Annotated in this window: 19 protein-coding genes; 8 read left to right on the top strand and 11 right to left on the bottom strand. The window is 75.0% G+C overall.

The genetic code is table 11. The features are described from left to right. Window positions 1–127: 127 nt before the first annotated feature. Entirely contained in the window at window positions 128–319 is a 192-nt protein-coding gene (locus LY05_RS12530) for a hypothetical protein (RefSeq protein WP_072748028.1), read from the top strand. Between the two features lie 1074 nt (window positions 320–1393). Here the strand turns inward: LY05_RS12530 and LY05_RS12525 are convergent. Continuing rightward, window positions 1394–2083 (bottom strand): ImuA family protein, encoded by a 690-nt coding sequence (locus tag LY05_RS12525; RefSeq protein ID WP_249041947.1) that lies wholly within the window; start codon window positions 2081–2083, stop codon window positions 1394–1396. 89 nt (window positions 2084–2172) lie between these two features. Between LY05_RS12525 and LY05_RS12520 the strand changes: the two genes are divergently transcribed. Then, window positions 2173–4014, top strand: a complete 1842-nt coding sequence (locus LY05_RS12520; RefSeq protein WP_148923384.1) for a Na/Pi cotransporter family protein — start codon at window positions 2173–2175, stop codon at window positions 4012–4014. 112 nt (window positions 4015–4126) lie between these two features. On the opposite strand, the gene LY05_RS12515 is transcribed toward LY05_RS12520, so the two are convergent. The 4 genes from LY05_RS12515 to LY05_RS12500 form a co-directional block, all read right to left on the bottom strand. After that, a complete protein-coding gene (locus LY05_RS12515) occupies window positions 4127–4996 on the bottom strand; it encodes a 50S ribosomal protein L11 methyltransferase (RefSeq protein WP_072748029.1) in 870 nt (289 codons plus the stop codon). 66 nt (window positions 4997–5062) lie between these two features. Next, on the bottom strand, window positions 5063–5710 hold the full coding sequence (gene msrA / locus LY05_RS12510) for a peptide-methionine (S)-S-oxide reductase MsrA (protein WP_148923383.1): 648 nt from the start codon (window positions 5708–5710) through the stop codon (window positions 5063–5065). A gap of 100 nt (window positions 5711–5810) precedes the next feature. Continuing rightward, window positions 5811–6989: an acetyl-CoA C-acyltransferase family protein gene (locus LY05_RS12505; protein WP_148923382.1), complete on the bottom strand. Its 1179-nt coding sequence runs from the start codon at window positions 6987–6989 to the stop codon at window positions 5811–5813. A gap of 107 nt (window positions 6990–7096) precedes the next feature. Continuing rightward, window positions 7097–7642: an acyl-CoA thioesterase gene (locus tag LY05_RS12500; RefSeq protein ID WP_148923381.1), complete on the bottom strand. Its 546-nt coding sequence runs from the start codon at window positions 7640–7642 to the stop codon at window positions 7097–7099. Window positions 7643–7842: 200 nt separating this feature from the next. Here LY05_RS12500 and LY05_RS12495 point away from each other — a divergent pair, with 200 nt between their 5' ends. After that, entirely contained in the window at window positions 7843–9066 is a 1224-nt protein-coding gene (locus LY05_RS12495) for an argininosuccinate synthase (RefSeq protein ID WP_148923380.1), read from the top strand. Window positions 9067–9247: 181 nt separating this feature from the next. On the opposite strand, the gene LY05_RS12490 is transcribed toward LY05_RS12495, so the two are convergent. Then, window positions 9248–10210, bottom strand: a complete 963-nt coding sequence (locus LY05_RS12490; RefSeq protein WP_148923379.1) for an alpha/beta fold hydrolase — start codon at window positions 10208–10210, stop codon at window positions 9248–9250. Window positions 10211–10323: 113 nt separating this feature from the next. Then, window positions 10324–10659, bottom strand: coding sequence for a carboxymuconolactone decarboxylase family protein (locus LY05_RS12485; RefSeq protein ID WP_148923378.1), 336 nt, complete (start codon window positions 10657–10659; stop codon window positions 10324–10326). 151 nt (window positions 10660–10810) lie between these two features. On the opposite strand from LY05_RS12485, the gene LY05_RS12480 reads away from it, so the two are divergent. The 4 genes from LY05_RS12480 to moaE are packed head-to-tail and all read left to right on the top strand — an operon-like array spanning window position 10811 to window position 12883. Next, entirely contained in the window at window positions 10811–11398 is a 588-nt protein-coding gene (locus LY05_RS12480) for a 2-hydroxychromene-2-carboxylate isomerase (protein ID WP_072748035.1), read from the top strand. After that, window positions 11395–12147: a CDP-diacylglycerol--glycerol-3-phosphate 3-phosphatidyltransferase gene (pgsA, locus tag LY05_RS12475; RefSeq protein WP_342707612.1), complete on the top strand. Its 753-nt coding sequence runs from the start codon at window positions 11395–11397 to the stop codon at window positions 12145–12147. Before LY05_RS12480 ends, pgsA begins: the two co-directional genes overlap by 4 nt. Then, window positions 12144–12389, top strand: a complete 246-nt coding sequence (gene moaD / locus LY05_RS12470) for a molybdopterin converting factor subunit 1 (RefSeq protein ID WP_072748036.1) — start codon at window positions 12144–12146, stop codon at window positions 12387–12389. The genes pgsA and moaD overlap by 4 nt, the downstream gene beginning before the upstream one ends. Before the next feature lie 2 nt (window positions 12390–12391). Next, window positions 12392–12883 carry a molybdopterin synthase catalytic subunit MoaE gene (gene moaE / locus LY05_RS12465; protein WP_083581502.1) on the top strand — a complete coding sequence of 164 codons (492 nt, stop codon included), beginning with the start codon at window positions 12392–12394 and terminating at the stop codon, window positions 12881–12883. A 415-nt stretch (window positions 12884–13298) separates the two neighbouring features. On the opposite strand, the gene LY05_RS12460 is transcribed toward moaE, so the two are convergent. Both LY05_RS12460 and LY05_RS12455 read right to left on the bottom strand, forming a co-directional pair. Continuing rightward, the gene (locus LY05_RS12460; protein ID WP_148923377.1) at window positions 13299–14039 is read right to left on the bottom strand and encodes an SOS response-associated peptidase; all 741 of its coding nucleotides are present in this window, start codon (window positions 14037–14039) and stop codon (window positions 13299–13301) included. 7 nt (window positions 14040–14046) lie between these two features. Beyond that, a complete protein-coding gene (locus tag LY05_RS12455) occupies window positions 14047–15648 on the bottom strand; it encodes a bifunctional metallophosphatase/5'-nucleotidase (protein ID WP_148923376.1) in 1602 nt (533 codons plus the stop codon). A gap of 222 nt (window positions 15649–15870) precedes the next feature. Here LY05_RS12455 and LY05_RS12445 point away from each other — a divergent pair, with 222 nt between their 5' ends. Then, complete coding sequence (locus LY05_RS12445; protein WP_170258999.1) at window positions 15871–16767, top strand: hypothetical protein; 897 nt, start codon at window positions 15871–15873, stop codon at window positions 16765–16767. A 40-nt stretch (window positions 16768–16807) separates the two neighbouring features. On the opposite strand, the gene LY05_RS12440 is transcribed toward LY05_RS12445, so the two are convergent. After that, window positions 16808–20134 carry a phospholipase D-like domain-containing protein gene (locus LY05_RS12440; RefSeq protein WP_148923373.1) on the bottom strand — a complete coding sequence of 1109 codons (3327 nt, stop codon included), beginning with the start codon at window positions 20132–20134 and terminating at the stop codon, window positions 16808–16810. Between the two features lie 10 nt (window positions 20135–20144). Then, window positions 20145–23474, bottom strand: coding sequence for a hypothetical protein (locus LY05_RS12435; protein WP_148923372.1), 3330 nt, complete (start codon window positions 23472–23474; stop codon window positions 20145–20147). Window position 23475: the final 1 nt, after the last annotated feature.

Below are 23475 nucleotides of genomic sequence, written 5' to 3'. Positions count from 1 at the left end.
CGCGGGCCCGGTCGCGCCTCATTTCGCTAAAATCGCGCGCAATTTCCGCCCCTTGGACGCGCCTGCGTTAAGAGTTTGGAAATCGAGAGTCCGCATTTTGTTCCCAGTGAACGCGAGGGGAACGAACATGACGGACACGGTTTTTGCAGCGCTCATCATCGGCATGCTTCTGGGCGGCGCGGCCTTCGTCGCGGCGCTGCTCTCGGGCGTGCACTTCCTGGTCGCCCTGGCCGCCTACAGCCTCATCGGCGCGGCGGGGCTGGTCGGCGCCGCCACCCTCGCGGCCTTCGCCCGCGGCGGCGAAACCGGCGACGTCTGAGCGCGCCCGCCCGCCCAAGCGACGCCGACCGCGACGCACCGGCGCGCAAGCCCCCTTGGACGCCATCCCAGCCCCGAGCGCAAGGCCGGCCCGCGCCATCCGCCGGATGCGCCAGCCGCCAGCCCCAGACCCCGCACGCGCAGCCTTCAGGCGCGCCATGTTCGGCCCCGGCCCGGCGCAAGCAGCCTTCCGTAGCGGCAATCCAGGCCCCCGCCCGGCACACGCCGCCCTCTGGCGCACGGCCCGACCCCTTCCCGACACGCCGCCCTCGCGCCCTTCATCCGACAACCCCGGCGCCCCACGCGCCGCCTTCCGACACCCCATCCCCGGCACGCCCCGCGCTCGGGCGTGATCCGACAGCCCGGGGATCGCACGCGCAGCCTTCGGGCGCCTCACCCCCGACCCGGATCTCGCCGCCTTTCGAGCGCGCAGCCCCGGCCCCCCCACCCTCTGGCGCGCCATCCGACATCCCGGGCGACTCACGCGCCGCGCCCCGGCACGCCATCCCCGGTCGCGGCCCCGAACGGGCCGCCTTTCGGGCGCGCCCGGCCCCTGACCCGCAACGCGCCGCCCTCGGGCACCCCATCCGAGAACCCGGGCATCGCACGTGCCGCGTTCGGACGCGCCGCCCCCCCGGCCCGGCGCGCGCCGCCTTCACGCAACCCGCCCGCCCGTTGGAGCGGGCTTTCCTCGGCCGCCGCCTGCCTTTTCCGGCGGAAGCCTGCGCGCGCCGACATCAGGCCGCAGCGACGGCGATGGCGGGCGATCGCGCCGCACGCGAGCTTCCTTCGCTCCGCCGCGGCCCGCACCGGCTCCCAATCCCGACCCTGCGCGCACCGAGCGCGATACGCGCCCGAACGGCGGGCGGGCGCGCCGCACGCGCAGCTTTCCCTCGCCCGACCCGCTCGCGCCGGCCTGCGGTCTCGGCCCTCTGCGCGCGCCATCCCGCGGCGGGGCGCCCTGCGCATTGGCCCCGCGCGCAAGGTTCCGCGGCCCATCGTTGCGATGGCTTGGGTCCGAGCGAAAGCCGACCGCGCCGATGCGCGACCCCGGCGCGTTCGTCAGGGCGCAAGATCACGCGGCGCCCGCATCCGACAAGCTCAGCCGCCTCTGCGTCGCGTCCCACTGCGCGATCCACGCGCGCGGCGGCGCCAGACGCGCGCGGGCAAGCTCGATGCGCCAGCGCGGGGCACGATCGGCGCCATCCGCCGCCGAGGGCGCGAATCCCGCCCGCCAGCGCGTCTCGACGCCCGCCGCGCCGCCCGCGCCCTGCGTCAGCATCACGCCCAGCGGCGGCGGCGCGCCGCGGGCGGCGGCGGCCTCGGCCCCCGCCTCGGCCGCCAGGTGCAGGCGCCGGACCTGCGTCAAGCCGGGCGCGCGCCCGGGCGCCTCGGCCACCGCCAGACGGCAGGCGCCCGAGCGCAGCGCCTCTTCCAGCGCCCAGAACACATCCTCGTCGCGCCGAGGCGCCGCGATCACCAGCCGCGAGGGATCGAAGAACGCCGCCAGCCCGTCGGGGTTCAGTCGTGCGCCCGAGCGCGGCGCGCGCACCCACAGGATCGGGCCCCGATCGCCCGCCCCCTCCAGCGCGCCGGCCAGAATCGCGGCGAAGATCATCCGCGCCGCCCCGCACAGCTCATGCGCGCGGGCCAAGGGCAGCTCGGCCCCCGCCCCCAGACGCAGCGCCGGCCGCGCCGGCGCGGCGGCCTGGCGCAGCGCCGCCAGCCGAGCTGCAAGATTGCGATGCGATTCCCTCTTGTTCACTCTTTGTTTCTATCACCGCCGCCGCCGCGCCAAAACGGCCTTTGCGCGCGCACGCCGGGCGGCTAGCTTCGGCGGCGAAAGGATCGCGCATGCACCGCCCAGCCCTGGCCCTGCTCATCGCCGCGCTTGCCGCGGGCGCCGCCCTGGCCGCCCAGCAGGAGGGCGAGCAAGGCCTGGCGCGCATGGCGCTGGGGCTTGCCGGCGGACTGGCGATGTTCCTTCTGGGCATGGACCGCCTGTCGGTCGGGCTGCGCACCATGGCCGGCGAGCGCATGCGCGCCGTGCTCGAACGCTTCGCCGGCAACCGCATCGCGGCGCTGCTGACCGGCGCGACGGTGACGGCGGTGATCCAGTCCTCGTCCGTGACGACGGTTCTGGTGGTGGGGCTGGTTTCGGCCGGCGCGATGACCCTGACGCAGTCGGTCGGCGTGATCCTGGGCGCCAACATCGGCACCACCGTGACGGCGCAGATCGTGGCGTTCCGCATCGACGACTGGGCGCTTGCGCTGCTGGCGGGCGGCTTCGCGGTCGAGTTCCTGTCGCGCGACGACCGCCTCCGCGGCGCGGGCGGCGCGGCGCTGGGGCTGGGGCTGGCCTTTCTGGGCATGGAGATGATGAGCGGCGCCATGGCCCCGCTTCGCGACGACCCCGCCTTCTGGTCGCTGATGACCGAGCTGGGCCGCCGCCCCGCCCTGGCGCTGGCGGCGGGGGCGGCGGCGACCGCGCTGATGCAGTCCTCGTCGGCGACCACGGGCGTGGTGGTGGTCATGGCGGGCCAGGGGCTTGTGTCGGTCGAGACCGGCATCGCCCTGGCGCTGGGCGCGAATGTGGGCACATGCGTGACCGCCGTTCTGGCCGCGATCGGCAAGCCCGCGGATGCGCGCCGCGCGGCGGCGGTGCATGTGCTGTTCAACCTGATCGGGGCGCTGGCCTGGCTGCCCTTCATCGACGCCCTTGCGGCGATGGCGCGCGCCGTCTCGCCGCTTCACCCCGAGCTGCAGGGCGCCGCGCGCGCCGCCGCCGAGGCGCCGCGCGCCATCGCCAACGCCAACACGCTGTTCAACGTGATCAACGCCGCGGTCATGATCGGCTTCGCCGATCTTCTGGCCGCGGCGGCGCGGCGCCTTGTTCCCGATCGCCCCGAGGACGGCGCCGTGCGCCCCGAATTCCTGAACCGCGCGCTGATCGCCGCGCCCGACTTCGCGCTTCACGCCGCGCGCCAGGAGACGGCGCGGCTGGGCGACATGGCGCTCGACGCCCTGCGCGCGGCCTCGCAGGCGCTCGAGCGGCGCGACCGCGCACGGCTCGAGCAGGCGGCCCGGACCTGCGAGCGCGCCGACGCGCTGTTCAAGATGATCGTCGACTACCTGGCCGAGCTGGGCCGGCGCCGCCTGACCGAGGACGAAGCGGCCGAGCTGCAGCGCCTTGCGCTGTGCGCCAGCGAGTTCCACGCGATGTCCGAGCTGGTGCTGGACCGCATCGCCCCCGTGGCGCGGCTGATCCTGGCGTCGCGGCATGCGCCGGCGCTTGCCTCGCAAGGCGTGAACGAGGCGCTGCGCCAGGCGGTCATCTCGGCCGTCGCCGACGCGGTGCGCGCGCTGCGCGAAGAGGATGCCGAGGCGGCCCGGCGCAACCTGGCCGCCGAGGACGACATCGACCGCCGCGTCGCGGCGCTGGGGATCACGCATGCCCCCTCGGCCACCACGCCCGAGGCCGTGGCGCGGTTTCGCCGGGATCTCGAGATCGGGCATGTGCTGCGGCTGATCTATTCGCTGTCGCGGCGCGTGGCGCGCGCGGCGCTCGAGCAGCCTCCCGCCGCGCTCGAGCAGCCTCCCGCCGCGCCCGAAGCCGCCCCCGACGCGGCCGCAGCCGAAGCCGAGGCCACCTCGACCGCCGCCGCTGCGCCGCCCGCCGGCGATGCGCCGCGCTGACGGGTTCGGCGCGCCCAGGGCCGCCCCCGGCGCGGCCGGAGCCGGAGACGACGCCCCGTTCCGCCGCCGACGCGCCGCGTGACGGGTCCGGCGCGCCCCGGCCCCTGCGCCGTCAGAGGCGGCGCAGCTGAAGGGTGGTCCACTCGCCCAGGCGGATGCGGCGCTCGCGCGCGAAGCCGTGGGCGCGATACATGCCCTCGACCCAATCGGCCTGCTCGTTGAGGATGCCCGACAGCACTGCGCGCCCGCCCGGCGCGCACATGCGCGCGATGTCGGGGGCGAGGCCGCGCAGGGGGCGGGCAAGGATGTTGGCGAAGATCAGCCCGTAGGGCGCGGCCTCGCGCACCAGATCCGCGCGCAGCCCGTTGGCGCGGCCGATGCGCATCCACGGCGCCAGCCCGTTGACGCGGGCGTTGGCGCGGGCGGTCTCGACGGCGACGGGGTCGATGTCGGTGGCCACCACGCAGCCGCGCCACAGCGCCGCCGCCGCCATGCCCAGCACGCCCGTTCCGCAGCCGATATCCGCCGTGCGCGCGGCGCGAAAGCCCCGGTCCGCCAGCCCGTCCAGCGCCAGCAGGCAGCCGCGCGTCGTGCCGTGATGGCCGGTGCCGAAGGCCATGGCCGCCTCGATCTGAAGGGCGATGCGGTTGCGCGGGGCGCGGTGGGCGTCATGCGCGCCATGGACCACGAAACGCCCCGCCTCGACGGGGGTCAGCTCGCGTCGGACCTGCTCGACCCAGTCGCGATCCTCGAGCCGCGTCACGGCGAAGGGCGCCGCCCCGGCCGCGGCGGCCAGCAGGTCGAGCGCGACGGGGTCTGGCTTTTCGGTGTAGTAGGCGCCGACCTCCCACATGCCCGAGCCGTCCTCGACCTCGAGCACCGCCAGCGCGGTCGGCGCGACGGGCAGTTCCTCGATGCGCTCGCCCAGCGCATAGGCGGGCCCCTCGCCCTTGATGGTGGTCAGCGCCGTCCAGGTGGTCATCTCGCCCTCCGCATCCGTTCGCGAAGGGCGATAGGCGCGCGCGCGCGCAAGGTCAAGCGGGGCGGCTCAGACCCCCAGCCCGACCGGGCAGCTGACCCCCGTCCCCGCCAGCCCGCAATAGCCCCCCGGATTGCGCGCCAGATACTGCTGGTGGTAGTCCTCGGCGTAGTAGAATTCGGGCGCGGGAAGGATCTCGGTGGTGATGGGGCCGTAGCCCGCCGCGCGCAGGCGCCGGCCGTATTCCTCGCGCGAGGCTTCGGCGGCGGCGCGCTGGGCCTCGTCGGTCCAGTAGATGCCCGAGCGATACTGCGTGCCCACGTCGTTGCCCTGGCGCATGCCCTGGGTGGGGTCGTGGTTCTCCCAGAAGGCGCGCAGCAGGGCCTCGTAGGGCAGCGCCTCGGGATCGTAGATCACGCGCACCACCTCGTTGTGGCCGGTGCGGCCGGTGCACACCTCTTCATAGGTGGGGTTGGGCGTGTAGCCCCCGGCATAGCCCGCGGCGGTGACCCACACGCCCGGCAGCTGCCAGAACAGGCGCTCGACGCCCCAGAAGCAGCCCATGCCGAACAGCGCCTCGCGCATGCCCTCGGGCCACGGACCCTTGAGGGGGCGGCCGTTGACGAAGTGCCGCTCGGCGGTGGGGATGGGATCGGGGCGGCCCGCAAGCGCCTTGTCGGGGTCGGGCATCTGGGTCTTGGCGCGGCTGAAGATCATGGCGAGGTCCTCCTTCACGCACGGAACCTAGCGCGCCGCCGCCGGCGGGCAACGCCGCCCCCGCGCGGGGGGGCGGCGCCGGCGCCCGGCGTCGGGGCGCTCAGAGCCTCTCGATGGCCAGCGCGATGCCCTGGCCGCCGCCGATGCACATGGTCACCAGACCATAGCGGCCGCCGATGCGCTCGAGCTCATACAGGCACTTGACGGTGACGATGCAGCCCGTGGCCCCCACCGGATGGCCCAGCGCGATGGCGCCGCCATTCGGGTTCACCTTCGCCGGGTCGAGGCCCAGCTCCTTGTTCACGGCGCAGGCCTGGGCGGCGAAGGCCTCGTTCGACTCGATGACGTCGAACTGATCGGCGCTCAGCCCCGTGCGCTCGAGCAGCGCGCGCACCGCCGGAACCGGGCCGATGCCCATCACCTCGGGGCGCACCCCGGCATGGGCGTAGCCGAGGATGCGCGCCCTGGGCTTGAGCCCGGCCTTGTCGGCGGCCTCGGCGTCGGCCAGCACCACCGCCGCGGCGCCGTCGTTGATGCCCGAGGCGTTGCCCGCCGTCACCGACCCGTCCTTGCGGAAGACCGGCGGCAGGCCGGCCAGCGCCTCGAGGGTCGTCGCGCGCGGGTGCTCGTCGGTGTCGAAGACCACGCTCGAGCGGCCGGCCGTGACCTCGATGGGGACGATCTGGGACTTGAAGCGCCCCTCCTCGATCGCGCGGCGGGCGCGGTTCTGGCTCTCGAGCGCGAAGGCGTCCTGCTCTTCGCGCGTGATCTGGTGCTCGGCGGCGACGTTCTCGGCCGTCACGCCCATGTGGCCGTGGCCGAAGGGGTCGTGCAGGGCGCCGATCATCATGTCCAGCGCGCGCACGTCGCCCATCTTCTGGCCCATGCGGGCCTGCTGAAGCACATGCGGGCCGCGGCTCATGGCCTCGGCGCCGCCGGCCAGGCCGAACTCGGCGTCGCCCAGCATCAGGCTCTGCACGACCGAGACGATGGCCTGCGCGCCCGAGCCGCACAGGCGGTTGACGTTCATCGCCGGCGTCTCGACGGGCACGCCCGCCTCGACCGCGGCGACGCGCGACAGATACATGTCGCGCGGCTCGGTGTTGATGACGTGGCCGTAGACCACATGACCGATGCGGGCGGGCTCGACGCCCGCGCGCTCGATGGCGGCGCGCGCCACATGGGCGGCGGTGACGGTCGGGGGCGTTCCGGCAAGCGCGCCGCCGAACGTGCCGATGGCGGTGCGCACGCCGTCCAGAATCACGATGTCCCGAGGCATGGGATCTCCTTCCAAATCGCGGGGCCTTCGTCTTCGCCTCCGGCGCGGCCCCGCGGCGGGCCGGAGCGGGCGCCCCGTCGCGGCCGCGGCCGCGCCGGGCGGGCGCCTCAGTCGGTCCTGTCCGCCAGCTCGGGCGGCCAGGGAATGGCGTTCTCGGCCGCGGACCAGCCCACCGCCCAGTCGGGCGCGGGCGCGCGCCAGGCCTCGTCGGAGTGGTCGGCCAGCGCGGCGGGCGCGGGGACCAGCCCCTGCGGCCCCACCACGGCGACGCGGTAAAGCGCGTGATGCGCCGGGCGGCCGCGCGTCAGCGTCAGATGTTCGACCAGGATGAAGCGCGCGTCCAGACCCAGCACGCGGCTGCGGATCTCGATCGGCGCGAAGGGCAGCACGCGCGCGCGATACTGCACGCGCGCGCCCGCCATGGTCAGCCGCAGCCCGCGCTCGGCAAGCAGCCGGCGCAGGCCCAGGCGCGCGAACATCGAGATGCGCCCGATGTCCATCAGCGTCAGGCTGCGGCCGTTGTTCAGCTCCATGAAGGGGTCGATGTCCCACGGCCAGCAGCGCGTGCGCACCGAATGCACCTGCCCCGGGCGCAGCGGCCCCTGCCGGCGGGCGCGCGCGACGGCCATGAACACTCGGAAAAAGGGATACATCGCAGGCTCCGTGCCGACCGTGACCGACCCGCGCGGGCGCGGGCCGCCTTCGGTTCTAGAGCGGGCGGGGCCGGGGGCGCAAGCGCGGCGAAAGCGCGTTCCGCAACGTCGGCCCGCCCGGCGCGACGCTTGCCAAGCGCCCCCGCCCGCGCTAAGCGCGACGGCGCGCACTCGATTGGAAACCACGGCAGGATCGCCCCATGAGCAAGCCCAAGAAAGTCGTCCTCGCCTACTCGGGCGGGCTGGACACCTCGATCATCCTCAAATGGCTGCAGGAGGCCTACGGCTGCGAGGTCGTCACCTTCACCGCCGATCTGGGCCAGGGCGAAGAGCTGGAGCCCGCGCGCAAGAAGGCCGAGATGCTGGGCATCCGCCCCGAGAACATCTTCATCGAAGACCTGCGCGAGGAATTCGTGCGCGACTTCGTGTTCCCGATGTTCCGCGCCAACGCGGTCTACGAGGGGCTTTACCTGCTGGGCACCTCGATCGCCCGCCCGCTGATCGCCAAGCGCCTGGTCGAGATCGCCGAAGAGACCGGCGCCGACGCCATCGCCCACGGCGCCACCGGCAAGGGCAACGACCAGGTGCGCTTCGAGCTGTCGGCCTACGCGCTCAACCCCGACATCAAGGTCATCGCCCCGTGGCGCGAGTGGGATCTGACCTCGCGCACCAAGCTCATCGAATGGGCCGAGGCGCACCAGGTGCCCGTTCCCAAGGACAAGCGCGGCGAGGCGCCCTTCTCGGTGGACGCGAACCTGCTGCACACCTCGTCCGAGGGCAAGGTGCTCGAGGACCCCGCGCAGGAGGCGCCCGACTACGTCTATCAGCGCACCGTCAACCCCGAGGACGCGCCCGACGCGCCCGAATACGTCGAGATCGAGTTCGAGCGCGGCGACGCGGTGGGGATCAACGGCCGCCGCATGAGCCCGGCCGAGCTGCTGACCGCGCTCAACGAATACGGCGGCAAGCATGGGGTCGGCCGGCTCGACCTGGTCGAGGGCCGCTATGTGGGCATGAAGTCGCGCGGCATCTACGAGACGCCCGGCGGCACGATCCTTCTGGCCGCCCATCGCGGCATCGAGCAGATCACGCTCGACCGCGGCGCGGCCCATCTGAAGGACGAGCTCATGCCCCGCTACGCCGAGCTGATCTACAACGGCTACTGGTTCAGCCCCGAGCGCGAGATGCTTCAGGCCGCCATCGACAAGAGCCAGGAGCACGTGACCGGAACCGTGCGCGTCAAGCTCTACAAGGGCTCGGCGAACGTGGTCGGGCGCAGCTCGCCGCTGTCGCTCTACTCCGAGCAGCACGTCACCTTCGAGGACGACGCCGGCGCCTACGATCAGAAGGACGCGGCGGGCTTCATCAAGATCAACGCGCTGCGGCTCAAGCTGCTGGCCATGCGCGACCGCCGCGCGCGCTGACGCGCGCCGGACGGGGGCGGACGCACGCCGAACGGGCGGCGCACGGGCGGCGCGCCCTTGGCGCGGCCGCAGGACCGGGCGCCCTGCGCGCCCCGACTCGTCCGGCGGAACTTTCGCCGGGCGCCCGCGGCGGCCCGGCGCGAGCCGCCCGACGCCGGCGGGCCGGGCGGCGGCGCCGCGGTCAGGCCATGCGCGCCATCGCCGCCGCCTCGGCGGCCAGCGCGGCGCAGGCTTCGGGGCAGGTCCAGGGAAGCATGTGTCCGCGCCCGAACAGCACGCGGCAATGAATCCCGGGCGCGGCGCGCGCCAGCGCCTCGCCCTGCGCCTGCGGGTCAAGCAGCGTGTCACCGCCTCCGAACAGAACGCCGCCGGGCGCCCTCAGCGCGCCATAGCGCGGGGCCAGCGCCGCCACATCGACGACATGCACCAGATCGGCCGCCGCCGCCGCGGCGGCCGCGGGGCGCAGCGCCAGGCGAACGGCGCCTTCGGTTTCGAATTCGGGGGGAACCGGCTCGGGCGCGAAGACGGCGCGCAACATGCCCGGCAGGACGGCTTCGCCGATCGGCGGCGCGAACAGCCGCGCCGCCGCGCGCCGCGCCCACGGCCGCCCGCACGCAAGAACGCGGAAAGCCGCCGGCGGCCGCCGGATCGGATGCGTCAACGGCGCCAGCAGCGCCAGGGCGCCGACCTGCTCGGGATGCTCCAGCGCCAGCGCCAGCGCCACCGCCCCGCCCAGCGAGTGACCGACCAGCACCGGGCGCGCGACGCCCTCGGCCCGCAGGAACTCGGCGATCATGCGCGCCTGCTCGGGCAGCGCCGCCAGCCGGTCCGAGCGCCGCTCGGACCAGCCGCTGCCCGGCCGGTCCAGCGCGATGACGCGGAAATCGCGCTCGAGCAGCGGGATCATGCGGTTGAAATTGTGCAGATTGCCGCCCAGCCCATGGATGAGCACGAGCGCGGGGCCGTCCGGGCGCCCGCGCTCGATGAAATGGATCCGCCCGCCGCGCACCTCGCGCCACCGCCCGCAAGGCGGATGCGCGGCGGCGATGGCGCGCGACAGCCGCGCCGTGTAGGCCGCGCCCCCCGCGGCCATCACGGCGCCCGCCCCGATCAACGCGGCGGCGATGAAGGCCAGCAGCGTCACCCCGTCCCTCGGCCATGCATTCCCGTGCGTCAATCATCATCGACGCCCGCGCGCCGCCCGTCAACGGCGCGCGTTCCGGCTGGGGCGGGCGGCGGGCTGGCGGGAAGCCGGCCTCAGCCCGAGAGCTCGTCGAACGCGGCCAGGGCCTTGGCCCCATACATCAGCGAGGGCCCTCCGCCCATGTAGACGCACATGCCGATGGTCTCGGCCACCTCTTCGCGGGTGGCGCCGTGCCGGATGCAGGCCTTGACATGATAGCCGATGCACGCGTCGCAACGCGCCGCCACGCCGATCGCAAGGGCGATCAGCTCCTTGGTCTTGGGGTCGAGCGCGCCGTTCGCCGTCGCCGCGCGCGCCAGCGCCTGAAAGCCGGCGGCGACGTCGGGCTGGGTCTTGTTGAACGCGGCGACCTCGCGCGTGGTGTCCTTGAGAAACTCGCTCCAGTTCATGTCAGCGCCTCCTTGGTATGGCTTCGCGCAGCTATCGCCCCTTGCCGCGCGCGCGCATTGACCCACGTCAAGGGCGCGACGCGCCGCCGCGCATTGACGCCGCGCCGCCGATGGCGCTTGATGTGCCGGCGGGGGCAAGCAAGGAAGGGCCATGACCAAGACGTTCGAGTTCCTGTTCGATTTCGGCAGCCCGGCCAGCTATCTGGCATGGGCGCGCCTGCCCGCGCTCGAACGGCGGACCGGCGCCCGCGCGCGCCTTCGCCCCATTCTGCTGGGCGCGGTGTTCAAGGCGACCGGCAACGCCAGCCCGGCGATGATCCCGGCCAAGGGGCGCTGGATGATGCAGGATCTGGCCATGTGGGCCGCGCGGCACGGCACGCCCTTCCGGGTCAATCCGCATTTCCCCGTCAACACCATGGCGCTCATGCGCGGCGCCGCGGCCCTGGCCGATGACGAGCCGCGCCTGCGCGCCTGGTGCGAGGCCTGCTTCGCCGGCATGTGGCGCGACGGGCTGAACATGGCCGACCCGGACCAGGCCGCCGCCGCGCTGGCCCCGGCGGGCTTCGGCGCCGACGAGCTGCGCGCCATGTCCGAAGACCCCGCCGCCAAGCAGCGCCTGCGCGCCGAGACCGAATCGGCCGTGGCGCGCGGCGTGTTCGGCGCGCCGACCTTCTTCGTGGGCGAGCGCATGTTCTTCGGGCAGGACCGCATGGATTTCGTCGAGGAGGCCCTGGCGTGAGCGGCGGGCGCCCCTTGCCCTCGACGCCCGGATCGGGTCATCTGCGCACGCCCCGGAACCTGACGCCTGGCAACGCGATGATCTGGACCGTCCCGAACATTCTGACCTTCAGCCGCGTCGCCGCCGCGCCGATGGTCGCGCTGGTCTTCGCGCTGCTGGAGCGGCCGATCGCGGATCTGGTCGCCTTCGCGCTGTTCATGTCCGCCTCGGCGACCGACTTCATGGACGGCTGGCTGGCGCGGCGCTGGAACCAGGTCACGGCGCTGGGCAAGATGCTGGACCCGATCGCGGACAAGGCCATGGTCATCATCGCGCTGGCGGTGCTGATGGCGGTGGCGGGGCTGCACTGGGCCATGCTGGCGCCGGTCTCGCTGATCCTTCTGCGCGAGGTGGCCGTCTCGGGCCTGCGCGAATTCCTCGGCAACGAGTTCAAGCTGCCCGTCACGCGCCTGGCCAAGTGGAAGACCACGGCGCAGATGTTCGCCATCGGCACGCTGTTTCTGGCCGGCTGGGCCGACGAGACCCTGGCCGGCCTCATGCGCGAGCTGCCGCCCCAGACCGCCGGCGCCATCCTGACCGGCGCGGCGCAGGACACGGTCGGGCTGCGCTTCTGGCACGCGCTGGCGCCCGCGGGCTGGGCGGCGGGCTATGCGCTGCTGTGGGTGGCTGCGGGCATGACGCTGATTTCGGGCTGGGACTACATGGCGCGCGGCGTGGCCTTCATCCGCGCGCGGGAGGGACGAGGATGAAGGTTCTCTATTTCGCCTGGCTGCGCGAGCGCATCGGCCTTGCCGAAGAGGACGTCGAGGCCGAGGCGCCCGACGTCTCGGCGCTGGTCGAGGCGCTGCGCGCGCGCAGCCCCGCCCATGCCGCCGCCTTCGCCGACGTCTCGGCGCTGCGCGTGGCCGTGGATCAGGAGGCCGCCGGCTTCGACGCCCCGCTGAAGGGCGCGCGCGAGGTCGCCTTCTTTCCGCCCGTCACCGGGGGCTGAGCATGAGCGCGCCCGAGCCCGCGCAGATCCCCATCCTGATCTCGGTGCAGGAGGCGGATTTCGACGTCTCGGCCGAGATCGACGCGCTGACGCGCGGGCGCGCGGATGTGGGCGCGGTGGCGTGCTTCGTGGGGCTGGTGCGCGACGTGACCAAGGCGGCCGAGGGCGCGCCGGTCATGGCCATGACGCTCGAACACTATCCGGGCATGACCGAAAAGTCGCTTGAGGCCATCGCGCGCGAGGCCGCGCGGCGCTGGCCGCTGCTGGGCGTGCGCATCGTGCATCGGGTGGGGCGGCTGGCCCCGGCCGACCGCATCGTGCTGGCGGCGGCGGCCTCGGCCCATCGCGGCGCGGCCTTCGAGGCGGCGGAGTTCCTGATGGACTACCTCAAGACCCGCGCCCCCTTCTGGAAGAAGGAAGAAACCCCCGACGGCGCGCGCTGGGTCGATGCGCGCGAAAGCGACGAGCACGCCGCCGCCCGCTGGGAACGCTGAGCGCCGCCGCGGCGATCGGGGCGGCAAGCGCCTCGTGCCCTTGCCATCCCCGCCAGTGTCGACCGCCCGGCCTTCGCCGGCCTCGCCCTGCGGCGTTCGCGACGGCGCGCCCGGCCAACGGCCGGCGCCCGCGCCGGACCGCCCGAACGAACGCCGCCGTGCGGCGCCCTGGGCCGGGCCCCGCCGCATCCCGGACAAATCCGCACGCGGCGCCCTGACGTCTGCGCCGCCGCTCCGGGCGCCGCTGGCCCCCCGGGCAGGTCGAGCGAGGCGGCGCGGCCCCATCCCGCTTGCCAGGCGAAGGGCCCGCGCCAGGTCATGGCGGCGCCGGCGACGGGTCGGCGCGCCGCGCGAGCGGGGCCATCCGCCCCTCCGCCGCCCACCGGCCGGGGCCGCCTCGCAGGCCGCCGGCCGATCAGGCGCGGCCGGGCTGCGGGCCGGCGTCCGGGCCTTCGGCCCCCTCGGAAGAGCCCTCGGCCGCCTCGCCCTCTTCGGACCATGGCTCGATCAGCTCGGGGCCGTCTTCGGTCGCGCGGTTGACGCGGGGCGACACCTTGCGCAGCGCGAAGAAGCCCTCGGGCGCCGGATGCATGAGCAGCGCGGCGCCCGGCCCCTCTTCGCCCAGCCATTTGCCCCAAGCCTCGGGCGCGATGACGAGCGGCTCGCGGTCATGGATCGGGCGCAGCTGCGGCCCCGCGGCCACGGTCACGATGGCGCATGAGGCGATCCGCCGCCCATCGGGGCCCGACCATTCCTCCCACACGCCGGCCATGGCCATGAGCCCGCCCCGCGCCGGCGAGATGTAGAAGGGCTGACGGCGGCGCCCCTCGCGCCGCCACTCGTAGAACCCCGTCGCCGGGATCAGGCAGCGGCGCTTGCGACAGGCCTCGCGGAAGGCGGGCTTTTGCGCCAGCGTTTCGGCGCGCGCGTTGATGATGAGCGGCCCCTCGTCCGGCGCGCGGCTCCAACGCGGGACGAAGCCCCAGCGCAGCCCCCGCCGCAGCCGCCCCGCCCCGGCGCCGATCAGGACCGCGTCGATCCGCTGGGTCGGCGCGATGTTCCAGCGCGGCGGCGGCGGGGCCGGGTCCCGCGGCGTGCAGGAAAAGACCCGGTCCACCTCCTCGGCCGCGGCGGCCAGGGCGAAGCGGCCGCACATCTCCCGCTCAGCGGCGCGAGATGCGTCCGTCGAGATAGGGCTTGTAGGGCGCGCGGGCGGCCAGATAGTCGGCCACCGCCACCTCGAGCCCGGGGCCGTAGTCGTATGCGTCCATGGCCTTTTCGGCGAACACCTTGTAGCCGTCGCCGCCGGCGCGCATGTAGTTGTTGGACACGACCATGTATTCGGCCTCGGGGTCGATGGGCGCCCAGCCATCGCCCTTGCGCACCAGCACCTCTTCGATGCGGCTGCCGGCGGGCTTGTCGGGCGACCAGACGAAGCGCAGCCCCGCCACCTGCGGGAAGCGGCCGGCCAGCTCCTCGACCTGGCTGACGCCGTTCTCGAGCGCGGCGATCACGTCGGCGCCCTTCAGGCGGAAGGTGGCCAGCGTGTTCTGGAAGGGCAGCACGGTCAGCACCTCGCCCATGGTGATCTCGCCCTGGTCGATCGAGGCGCGCAGCCCGCCGCCGTTCTGGATGGCGATGGTCACGCCCTGGCCGCGGGTGCGCTCGAGCATGGCGTCGGCGACGAGGTTGCCCATCTCGCACTCGCCCGAGCGGCAGCTTTCGCGGCTGCCGTCGATCGGCGCGGCGGCCTCGGAAACCACCTTGCGCTTGACCTCTTCGATGGGGCCGGCCAGCTCCTTGACGCGGGCGGCGACGGCGGCGTCGGGCGTCACCGAGGCGTCGAGCAGCACGGTGTCGCCCCAGGCGTCGAGCAGCGCGCCCTCGTCGTCGAAGCGCAGCGTCAGGTCGCCGACGAATTTCGAATAGGCGTAGGCCTGCACCACGGGAACCAGCGCGTCGCCCGGGCCGCTGACCCAGACCGGATAGGGCCCCGCCGCCTTGCGGTCCGAGGCCGACAGCCAGGTGTGCGAGTGCCCGCCCACCACCGCGTCGATGCCGGGCACGCCTTGCGCCAGCCGGATGTCGGCGGGCAGGCCCACATGGGTCAGCGCGATGATGACGTTGACGCCCTGCCCCTCCAGCTCGGCGACGGCGGCGCGCAGGCTTTCGGCCTCGTCGGCGAACTTGACGGTCGGCCCGGGCGACGAGGTCTCGGCCGTGTCGGTCGCCAGCGCCGAGACCACGCCCACCTTGCGCCCGCCGGCGTCGAGGATGACGTAGGGCGCCACGCGCCCGGCCAGGCGGTTGTTCGCGCTCACGTCCAGATTGCCCGAGATGACCGGGAAGCTGACCTTGTCGAGAAAGCCCGCCAGCCCCTCGGGGCCGTCGTCGAACTCGTGATTGCCGACGGCCATGGCGTCGAAGCCGATCAGGTTCATGAACTCGGCCGCCGCGGCGCCCTTGTAGGTGGTGTAGAAAAGCGAGCCCTGGAACTGGTCGCCCGCGTCCAGAACCAGCGCGGGGCGGCCCTCGGCGGCGTGGCGGGCGCGCAGCTCGGCGATCTTGGCCGCGACGCGGGCGATGCCGCCGAAGCATTTGCCCGCGGCGTCGTCCTCGGCCTTGCAGGGGCCGTCATACTTGCTGATCGGCTCCATGCGGCTGTGCAGGTCGTTGATGTGGATGATTCCCAGCTCGAAATCGGCCTGGGCGGGCGCGGCGGCCGTCAGCGCGGCGGCGGCGGCAAGGGCGAGATGGCGGCGCATGAGCGTCTCCTGGTTTCGGGTCCGGGCGAATGGTGAACGCGCGCCGCGCCGAAAGCAAGCGGCGACGCGGCGTCGCCCCGGGGCGCGGGCGCGGGGGCGCGGTTAACGCTGAATCCGCCGCCGTTAACCCTGCCTTCTGTGCGCGGCCGGCGCCGAGTCGGGTTAGTTTTCCTTATGTTCTCATCGACCGGAATTTCCGAAAATCCTTTACGGAGCTGCGCCATGTTCCGCATCAGCTTCGGCGCGATCGCCGTCGCGCTTGCGCTTGTGGCCTCGACCGCGGGCCGCGCCGCCGTCCTCACCGCCGAAGCGGCGGCGTGGGGCGCGCCGCACGCCGCGCCCTGGATCGGCCCCTGGTCCGCGCCCTGGATCGGCCCCCGGATTGACCCCTGGATCGACCCCCGGATCGACCCCTGGATCGAATCCCGGGTCGAGGAACGCTGGACCGACGCATGGATCGCGCAGCGCGTCCGCCACGCCCTGCCCTGGACCGAGTGGACGCCCCGCTCGGCGCAAGAGATGTCGCGCCGCCTGGCGCCCGAGTCTCCGGCGCTGGGCTATCTGGCCCTTTCGCGCCTTTGCGCCGCCCGCGCGCCCGAGCGCACCGACCAGGCCTGGCGCGCGGGCGATGGGCTGTTCTTCGCTCTTGCGCCCGAAGATCCCGAGCTGACGCGCGCCGAGGCGCCCGCGCCGCGCCTGGCCGCGCATGACGCCGGCGCCTGGCGCGACCTGCCCCTGCAGCCCGCCGCAGAGCCCCTTCCCGCCAGCCTGGGCCTGCGCCCCGCCTGCGGAAGCTGGGAGGTTCTGATCGCCTTCGCGCGCCCCGCCCCCGGCGGCTGGCTGGCGGGTCCGGGCTGGGCGGCGGCGGGCTGGATCGACGGCCCGCCCGGGGCGATCGTGGTCGCTTCGGGCGGCGGCGGGGGCGGCGGAAGCTCGGGCGGCGGAAACACGCCCGAATCGCCGCTCGGCGAAACGGTCGAGCCGCAGGAGCCGATCCCGCCCATCGTCATCGGGCGCGATCCCGCGCCGCTGCCGGCGCCCCTGCCCGCGCCCGCCGCGTTGCTGGCCGCGGCGCTGGCGGCGCTGTGGGGCATGCGGCGCGCGCGCCCCGCGCGCTGACCGGCGCCCGACGCGCCCGAAAGGCGCCGGCCGGCGCGCCTCAGCGCACGCCGTTCTCGAACGCATCGCGCAGATCGCCCGTCAGCGCCGCCAAGGCCGCCGTCCAGGCCTGCGCGGCCGATGGCGCGGGGTTCCAGATCTCGCGATCGGGCGCGGGCGTCGCGTCGGGCCCGGGCGCGTAGGCCAGCGTGTCGGCGCGCCCGAAGCCGCCCCCGCGCGCCTGCGCCTTGAGCGCCGCGACCAGCCCGGCCCCCGTCAGCGGCGTCAGATCGGGCGCGATGCCCAGCATGGCCGAGGCAAGCTGCCGTCGCGCCGCGATCACGGCCCTGGGGCGGCCGAAGTCCAGGTTCTGGTCGAACACCGCCCCCGTGAGGGCCGAGTCGAACACCAGCCCGCGCCGCCAGGCATGCGCCGCGCCCGAGAACATGACCGCGTCGTCCACGATCAGGGTCGTCGCGGCGCTGTGAAACGGCCGGCCGGGGCCGCCCGGCGGCGAGACCCAGGCCACGCGCGCCTCGGCGACGGCGGCCAGCTCGTGCAGCGCGGCCTGGACGGCGGCCTTGCGCACCTCTTCAAGGCGCGCGTTGCGATCGGGCAGATGGCGCGCAGGCAGCACCAGCACCGCATTGAGCGCCGGGTTCTCCTGAAGGCGCGTCTTGAGGGCCTCGAGCAAGGCGACGTCGCCCAAGGGGTCGCCCGCCGGCGCGGCCCAGCGCTCGGCGTCGAGCGCGGGGGTCTGGAGCCAGACCAGATCCTCGGCCCGCGCGATGGCGGCAATGGCGGCGCGCGCGAAGCCCTGCGCGCCGTTGCGCCGCTTGTGCAGGACGCGGTCGAAGGCGGCGGCGGCGGTGTCGTCGTCGAAGGCGGCTCCGTCCACGATGCCATCCACGCTCAGCCCGCCGGGCAGCGTCGCCAGCGCCGCGTCGATCTGCGACTTGATCTGCGACCAGACCGCGCCCGGCGCGAACGTCTCGGGGATCAGCGAGAACAGCTGCCCGCCATGCGTGCCCCTGGCCGCCGTCTCGAGCACCGCGGTCCACGGTCCCGGATCGGTCGGCGCAGGGGCCGGCGTGAAGGGAAGGCCCATCTGCGAGACGAACTCGGAAATGTCGGCGGGGCGGCGCTCGCGCATCAACAGGCGCAGGATGTCCGCCGCCGGACCGGCCAGGGCCAGCCCCTCGGCATGGATCTCGGGCGCGGCGTTGACGCCCGGATGACCCAGCGCGGCGGGCGGCGCCTCGTGCCACAGGCGCCGCCCGGCCGCCGCGCCGATCACGCCGCGCCCGCCGGCGCGGTCGAAGGCGGCGAAGTCGAACAGCTCCTGCCCGCGGGCGGGAGCGTGAAAGTCGCCGTCATGCACGCGCTCGGGCCCGCCGGGGCTGCGTTCGCCGGGCAGGTCGCCCGGCGGCGTCTGAACGAAGGCCGGCGCGCGGGTGATGAGGCGGTCGTCCGCATCGGCCCGGTTGGGCAGGCTGGCGCTCAGATCCTCGGGGCGCAGGCTGGTCATGTCCACGGCCGAGAAGTCGCCGTCCTCGAGCGCGCCGTTCACGGCGATCAGGGTGTGGCCGGGCGCGATCTCGGCCGCGCCGGGCGAGGGGGCGCGCGCGGTCTCGGGGCAGAACAGGGCCGCGGCGCCAAGGCTGGCGACGTTCGCGGGCGCGCCCGCGGCGACGGGCGGACGCTCGGCGCGGCGGTCGGCGAAAAGGCGCGCGCCCTGGGCGGCGACGATCATCAGATCGTAGCTGAAGGCGACGGGCGCGGCGCCTGCGCCCGCCTCGCCATCGGGCAGCGGCAGGACGAGCAGCGCATTGCCGTCCGCGTCGGCCAGGGCGGCGCCGCCCGTCATGCGCCAGCGCCGCCCCGTCTGCGCGTCGCGGCCATGGGGCCAGGCGCGCAGCCACGCCCCCGGCGGGACCGATCCGGCGAAGCGCAGCGCCACGCTCTGCCCCTCGGCGGTCGCGCCCGACTGGCGGCCCGAGCCCTTGATCGCGTGCACCGTCGCGACCGGATCGTCATGAGCGGCGGCGAAGGGATCGACCGCCGCCAGCGGCGCGGGCGTTTGCGGGCCGTAGTCGCGGTCAAGCTCGGGCGCCATGAAATCGACCTGCGCGCCGGGCGCGGCGAAGCGGGCCATGACCTCGGCCGCCAGCGCGTCGGCCGAGGGCAGGAACAGCGGATCGGCCGTGTTGCGCGCCGCGCCGACGCGCAGGCGCGGGTCGGCCTGGGGCGATCCCGCCTCGCGGCCAAGGCCGGTCAGGTGGCGCTCGACATCCATCGCCGCCACGCGCAGGAAATCGCGGCTCAGCGCGCCGGGCGCCGACCATCCGGCGAAGGGGGCCGCGGCGTCGGGCGCGGCGTAGGGGCCGGCGGGCAACGGCGCGACAAGGGGAATGGGCGCCTCGTCCAGATCGGCGGACGCCGCCGCCGAGAGCCGCACCGCCGCGCCCGCGCCGACGCCGAACAGCACGTCCGAGCCATCGACCGCCGTCAGCCCCGACAGGCTCAGACGCGCCTTCAGATGCGGCTCGAGCGGGCCCTGATGCGCGTTGACCAGCAGCGCCGTGCGCGCATCGGCGGTCGCGGCGGTGCGTTCGCGCGCAACGTCCGAGGCGGCCCACAGATTGTCCCAGGCCACGCCGGCCAGCCACGCCCAGATCGCCGCGACCGCGCCCGGATCGAAGGCGCGCCCCCCGCGGGTGAAGGCCCACAGCTTCGCGCCCGCCACGGCGGCGCCGGCGTTCTCGAGGAGGCGGCGCTCGTCCTTCTCGGGGCGGCGCAGGATCGTGGCGGGCCGCTCGGCGTCCGACAACGCGCCGCCCGACGACCGCAGGCCCAGCCAGGCCGCCCTGGCGTCGTCGTCGCTCAGCCCGTCGACGACGGCCTTGAGGTCGGCCGCGCCGTTGTCGGGCAGAAGCTGACGCAGCGCCGGCAGGCGCGCCATGTCGGCCGGCAGCTCGAGCGCGAGCGCGGCGATGACGGGCCGCGTGCGCTGGTTTCCCGTCGCCGCCGCGGGCGAGTCGGGCCGCGGCGCCGCCTGGCTGAGCGCGCCCAGCCGCTCGGCGACCTGCGGCAGCAGGCGAAAGAGCAGCACCAGCGCGCCGGTCGCGAAGGCGGGCCCGCCCTCGGCGGCGCGCAGGCCGGCAAGCGCCGCCTGGCGCGGCTGGGCGACCACGTGGAACGACAGGAGCCCCGCCGCCGGCGCGTTCCAGATCGCGCCGGCGGGCAGGTCGCGCGCCGCCGACAGGTCGCGCCCCGGCGCGGGCAGCGCCGACAGATCCGCGTCATCCGACGCCGAGCGTTGGAACCACGGGCCCAGCGCCGGCGAGAACACGCCAAGCGAGGACGGAGCGGGCGAGAGCGTGGGCATGTGCGCCTCCTCAAACGATGTGCTCGACCGCCGGGCTTTCGCGCCCGACCGGGTCGATCAGCCGCACGCGATAGCGCGCGCCGCCGGGCGTGACCTCGCCCGGGGCGGCGACGACCGAGAATTCGCGCCCGCCGACGGCGGGGTCCTCGCTCAGCAGCGTCAGCCCCTGATCGGGCAAGGCGCGCTCGATGCGGATGCGCCAGGGGCCCGGCGCGCCCGGCGTCAGATCCTGCGCGCTGACGAAATCGAGCCGCAGATCGCGCACGCCGCCAGCCGCCGGCGCGCCAGAGGCCGCCACCAGCGCCGGCGCCGGCGGCGGCGCGTCGGGAATCGTGGTCAGCACGGCCGGCGCGCTGGGTTCGCTCCACAGCCCCGGAACCGGCCCCGAGGCCGACATGGCCGAGCCCGGCTCGGGCGCGCCCTGGACCTCGGCGATCCAGGCGTATTCGACGAAGGCCGCCAGCCGCGCGGCGGGCGCCGCCAGCGCCGCCCCCACGTCGCGAAACGTCGCCGTCTGCAGGCCCGTGACCGGATCGACCGGCCCCATCTCGGCCGTCCCGACGATCGGGTTGCGCAGCGGATCGACCACGCCCGAGCGCGTGCGCCGGATGCGCGCCCGCGCCCCCGGCGTGACGGCCGCGCGCAGCGTGACCGTCGCCTCGACGACCAGATCGGGCTCGCCCGGCGCGGGCGGGACCATGCGCACGCGCACGCTCGGGCGCGCGGGCGGCTCGGCGTTGGGCACGGCGTAGAACACGGTGTCGAGGGCGCTCGGGTCCGGTCCGGCCGCGTTCAGCGCCGATTCCGCCGCGATCCTGTAGGCCGACAGCACGCGCAGGCTGCCCGGCAGGGCGTGGCGAAAGCGCAGGCGGGGCTCGGTCTCGACCACGTCCTTCAGGCGCTCGAACAGATCGCCCGGAAAGCGCGCCTGCGCCGCGCGCAGCAGCGTGGCGCGCGCCGCCGGGTCCGGCTCGGCCTCGAGCGACGCCAGCAGCGCCGCGTCCTCGGGCGCGGACGAGCGGCGCAGATGGTCGCGCAGGCGGTTCTCGTCCGCATAGAGCACGACGTAGCGATGCGCCGGATCGCCGGCAATGTCGCGCTCGACCCAGGCGGCGCCGGTCGCGTCGGGCCGCGCGGCATAGTCCAGCACGTCGGCGATGGCGATCTGCGGCGGCGGGTAGGGGTCGGCCATGCGCAGCCGCACCGGCTCGGACGGCGCCGAGACGCGCCCCGCCGCATCGACCCAGACGGCGGTCAGGGTCAGGCTGCGCGCGCGCCCCGCGGGAATGACGGGGCCGTCGAAGGCGAAGCGCAGGCCGGGCTGCTCCTGCCCCGGGGGCACGCTCAGACCGGCGATCGCGGCGTTGGGATGGGTCTCGACCGCGTCCGAGACGGGGGCCGTGCGCACGGGTCCGAAGGGCGCGCCGTCCACCTCGGCCGTCAGCCGCAGATGGGACAGGGGAAAGGCGCCCGGCGCCAGCGCTGCGGCGTCGGGCAGCGGGACCGTGGCGCTGACGCGGCCCGCGCGCGCGCCCGTTGCGACGTCGGGCGGCGCGTAGGCGCCCATCAGGACGGGCCGCGGCGGCAAGGGCCGCGGGCCGGCCTCGCCGACGACCGCCGCGAAATCCGACCAGCGCCCGAAGCGGTCCATGGCGGCGGCGTGAAAGGCGAAGCGTTCGGGCCCGGCGCTGGCGCAAGAGATCAGCGCCTGCCCCGTCGCGCCCTCGGGCGCCGGGAAGGACGGATCCTCGCCCGGCGGGGCGGGAACGATCAGGCTGCGCCAGGCGCCGGCGCCGACGTCCTGCGCCGGGTTGAGCGGCGCCCATCCGCCCGAGCCGGGCGGCTGGCGCAGCATCGCCGCCAGCGCGCCGGCGGGGGGCGCGCCGCTCACGCCCATCTCGATCACGCGCCGCGGATCCTCGGGCGAGTCGGCCCGCCAGGCGACATGGCGCGGCGGGGCAAGGCGCGGCGGGGCCAGCGGCGCCGGCGGCGCGGCGCGGTCGGCCGCCGCCAGCGCGCCCAGCGCAAAGCCGCGGAACGCCTCGGGCGCGGCGCCGAGCGCAACGCCGCGCGCGGCCAGCCAGGGTTCGGCCAGCGCCGAGAACGCGCCCATCAGATCGTCATGCGCGCGCAGCCCCGGCGCGCGGCGCGCGGCCGCGATCAGAAGCGCCGCCGCGGCCCCGGCGCGCGCCAGCGCGTCGGCGGGCGGATCGGCGAAGAACCCCGTCAGGCGATACAGGCTCAGCCGCGGCTGAAGGTCCGTCTCGACCGCGTCCAGCGTCATCATGCCCATCCAGCTGGCCAGCCCCGGATCGACCTGCGCCTGCAGGGCAAGCCCCAGGGCGAAGACGCTGGCCTCGGCCGCGCCGCCCGCCACGCCGCCAGAGCCGTCGGCGTTGGTCAGCGTCTGCCGCAGCACGAGCAGGTGCTGGGGCGTCGGCCCGTCGATGAGCGCGTCGAGCGGCTCTTCGACCGCCTCGAACAGGGTGGCGACCCGGTCGCGCTCGGCCCCCGGATCATGGGGCGGCGCCGAGAAGCGCGGCGTCGCGGCCGAAAGATCGTGCATCGGGCGGCGCCGGGGCGCCTGCGCGCGCACACGCTCGGCGCAAAGCCGCTCCCAGCCCGACAGGGCCGGATAGCGCCTTCCGCCCGCATGGGGCAGGTTGAGCACGTCGATCACCTGCCAGGCGAGCTGCGGCGTCTTGTCCGCCTCGATCAGGCGCACGCCCACCACCGAGCCGGCGCCGCGCACGACCAGCCGCGTCAGCCCCGGCGCCGCGAAGGCGAAGGGCGGCGCCTTGCGCACCCCCACCGAAACCTCGCCCCCCGCGGCCGAGCGCATGAAGGCCTCGACCTGCATGCCCGAGGCGCGCGGCCCATCGGCCAGGTGCGGCGTCGGCGGGACGATCTCCGGCAGGCGCTCGAAGGAATCGCGGAACCGGCCGGGCAGACGATCGAGGAACCCGCCCGGCGCATGCGGAACGACCGACAGCTCGGGCTGGGGCGCGGCCGCCGGATCGGCGATGACCTCGGCCCACAGCACCCCGGCGCCCGACCCGGCGGGCAGGAAGGCCGTGGCCTCGTCGCCCTGGCTGATCGAGAAGATCGGCTCCAGCCGCGCGCCGTTCTTGTCGCGCCACTGGACGTCCTTGCGCACGGGCAGGCGGCCCAGGGCCTCGTCGCTCAGATCGGCGCGTTCGAGCACGAAGGGCGCGCGCGGCAGCCCCATGACCGGGTGATGGGCGACGCGCAGGTGAACGCCCTTTTGCGGGTGGCTTTCCGTGCCGTCGATGAAAAGGGCCTGAAGGTGCAGAAGGCCGGGATTGGCAAGCGTGGCCATG

It is taken from the genome of Oceanicella actignis (genome assembly GCF_008124525.1).
Lineage (GTDB): Bacteria > Pseudomonadota > Alphaproteobacteria > Rhodobacterales > Rhodobacteraceae > Oceanicella > Oceanicella actignis.
This window is presented reverse-complemented; position numbering and strand designations above follow the sequence as displayed.

Excerpts from the sequence above, each read along its gene's own strand:
- LY05_RS12530 (WP_072748028.1), top strand. The coding sequence starts at position 128 with ATGACGGACACGGTTTTTGCAGCGCTCATCATCGGCATGCTTCTGGGC.
- LY05_RS12520 (WP_148923384.1), top strand. The coding sequence starts at position 2,173 with ATGCACCGCCCAGCCCTGGCCCTGCTCATCGCCGCGCTTGCCGCGGGC.
- LY05_RS12515 (WP_072748029.1), bottom strand. The coding sequence starts at position 4,996 with ATGACCACCTGGACGGCGCTGACCACCATCAAGGGCGAGGGGCCCGCC.
- msrA (WP_148923383.1), bottom strand. The coding sequence starts at position 5,710 with ATGATCTTCAGCCGCGCCAAGACCCAGATGCCCGACCCCGACAAGGCG.
- LY05_RS12505 (WP_148923382.1), bottom strand. The coding sequence starts at position 6,989 with ATGCCTCGGGACATCGTGATTCTGGACGGCGTGCGCACCGCCATCGGC.
- LY05_RS12500 (WP_148923381.1), bottom strand. The coding sequence starts at position 7,642 with ATGTATCCCTTTTTCCGAGTGTTCATGGCCGTCGCGCGCGCCCGCCGG.
- LY05_RS12495 (WP_148923380.1), top strand. The coding sequence starts at position 7,843 with ATGAGCAAGCCCAAGAAAGTCGTCCTCGCCTACTCGGGCGGGCTGGAC.
- LY05_RS12485 (WP_148923378.1), bottom strand. The coding sequence starts at position 10,659 with ATGAACTGGAGCGAGTTTCTCAAGGACACCACGCGCGAGGTCGCCGCG.
- LY05_RS12480 (WP_072748035.1), top strand. The coding sequence starts at position 10,811 with ATGACCAAGACGTTCGAGTTCCTGTTCGATTTCGGCAGCCCGGCCAGC.
- moaD (WP_072748036.1), top strand. The coding sequence starts at position 12,144 with ATGAAGGTTCTCTATTTCGCCTGGCTGCGCGAGCGCATCGGCCTTGCC.
- moaE (WP_083581502.1), top strand. The coding sequence starts at position 12,392 with ATGAGCGCGCCCGAGCCCGCGCAGATCCCCATCCTGATCTCGGTGCAG.
- LY05_RS12460 (WP_148923377.1), bottom strand. The coding sequence starts at position 14,039 with ATGTGCGGCCGCTTCGCCCTGGCCGCCGCGGCCGAGGAGGTGGACCGG.
- LY05_RS12455 (WP_148923376.1), bottom strand. The coding sequence starts at position 15,648 with ATGCGCCGCCATCTCGCCCTTGCCGCCGCCGCCGCGCTGACGGCCGCC.
- LY05_RS12445 (WP_170258999.1), top strand. The coding sequence starts at position 15,871 with ATGTTCCGCATCAGCTTCGGCGCGATCGCCGTCGCGCTTGCGCTTGTG.
- LY05_RS12440 (WP_148923373.1), bottom strand. The coding sequence starts at position 20,134 with ATGCCCACGCTCTCGCCCGCTCCGTCCTCGCTTGGCGTGTTCTCGCCG.
- LY05_RS12435 (WP_148923372.1), bottom strand. The coding sequence starts at position 23,474 with ATGGCCACGCTTGCCAATCCCGGCCTTCTGCACCTTCAGGCCCTTTTC.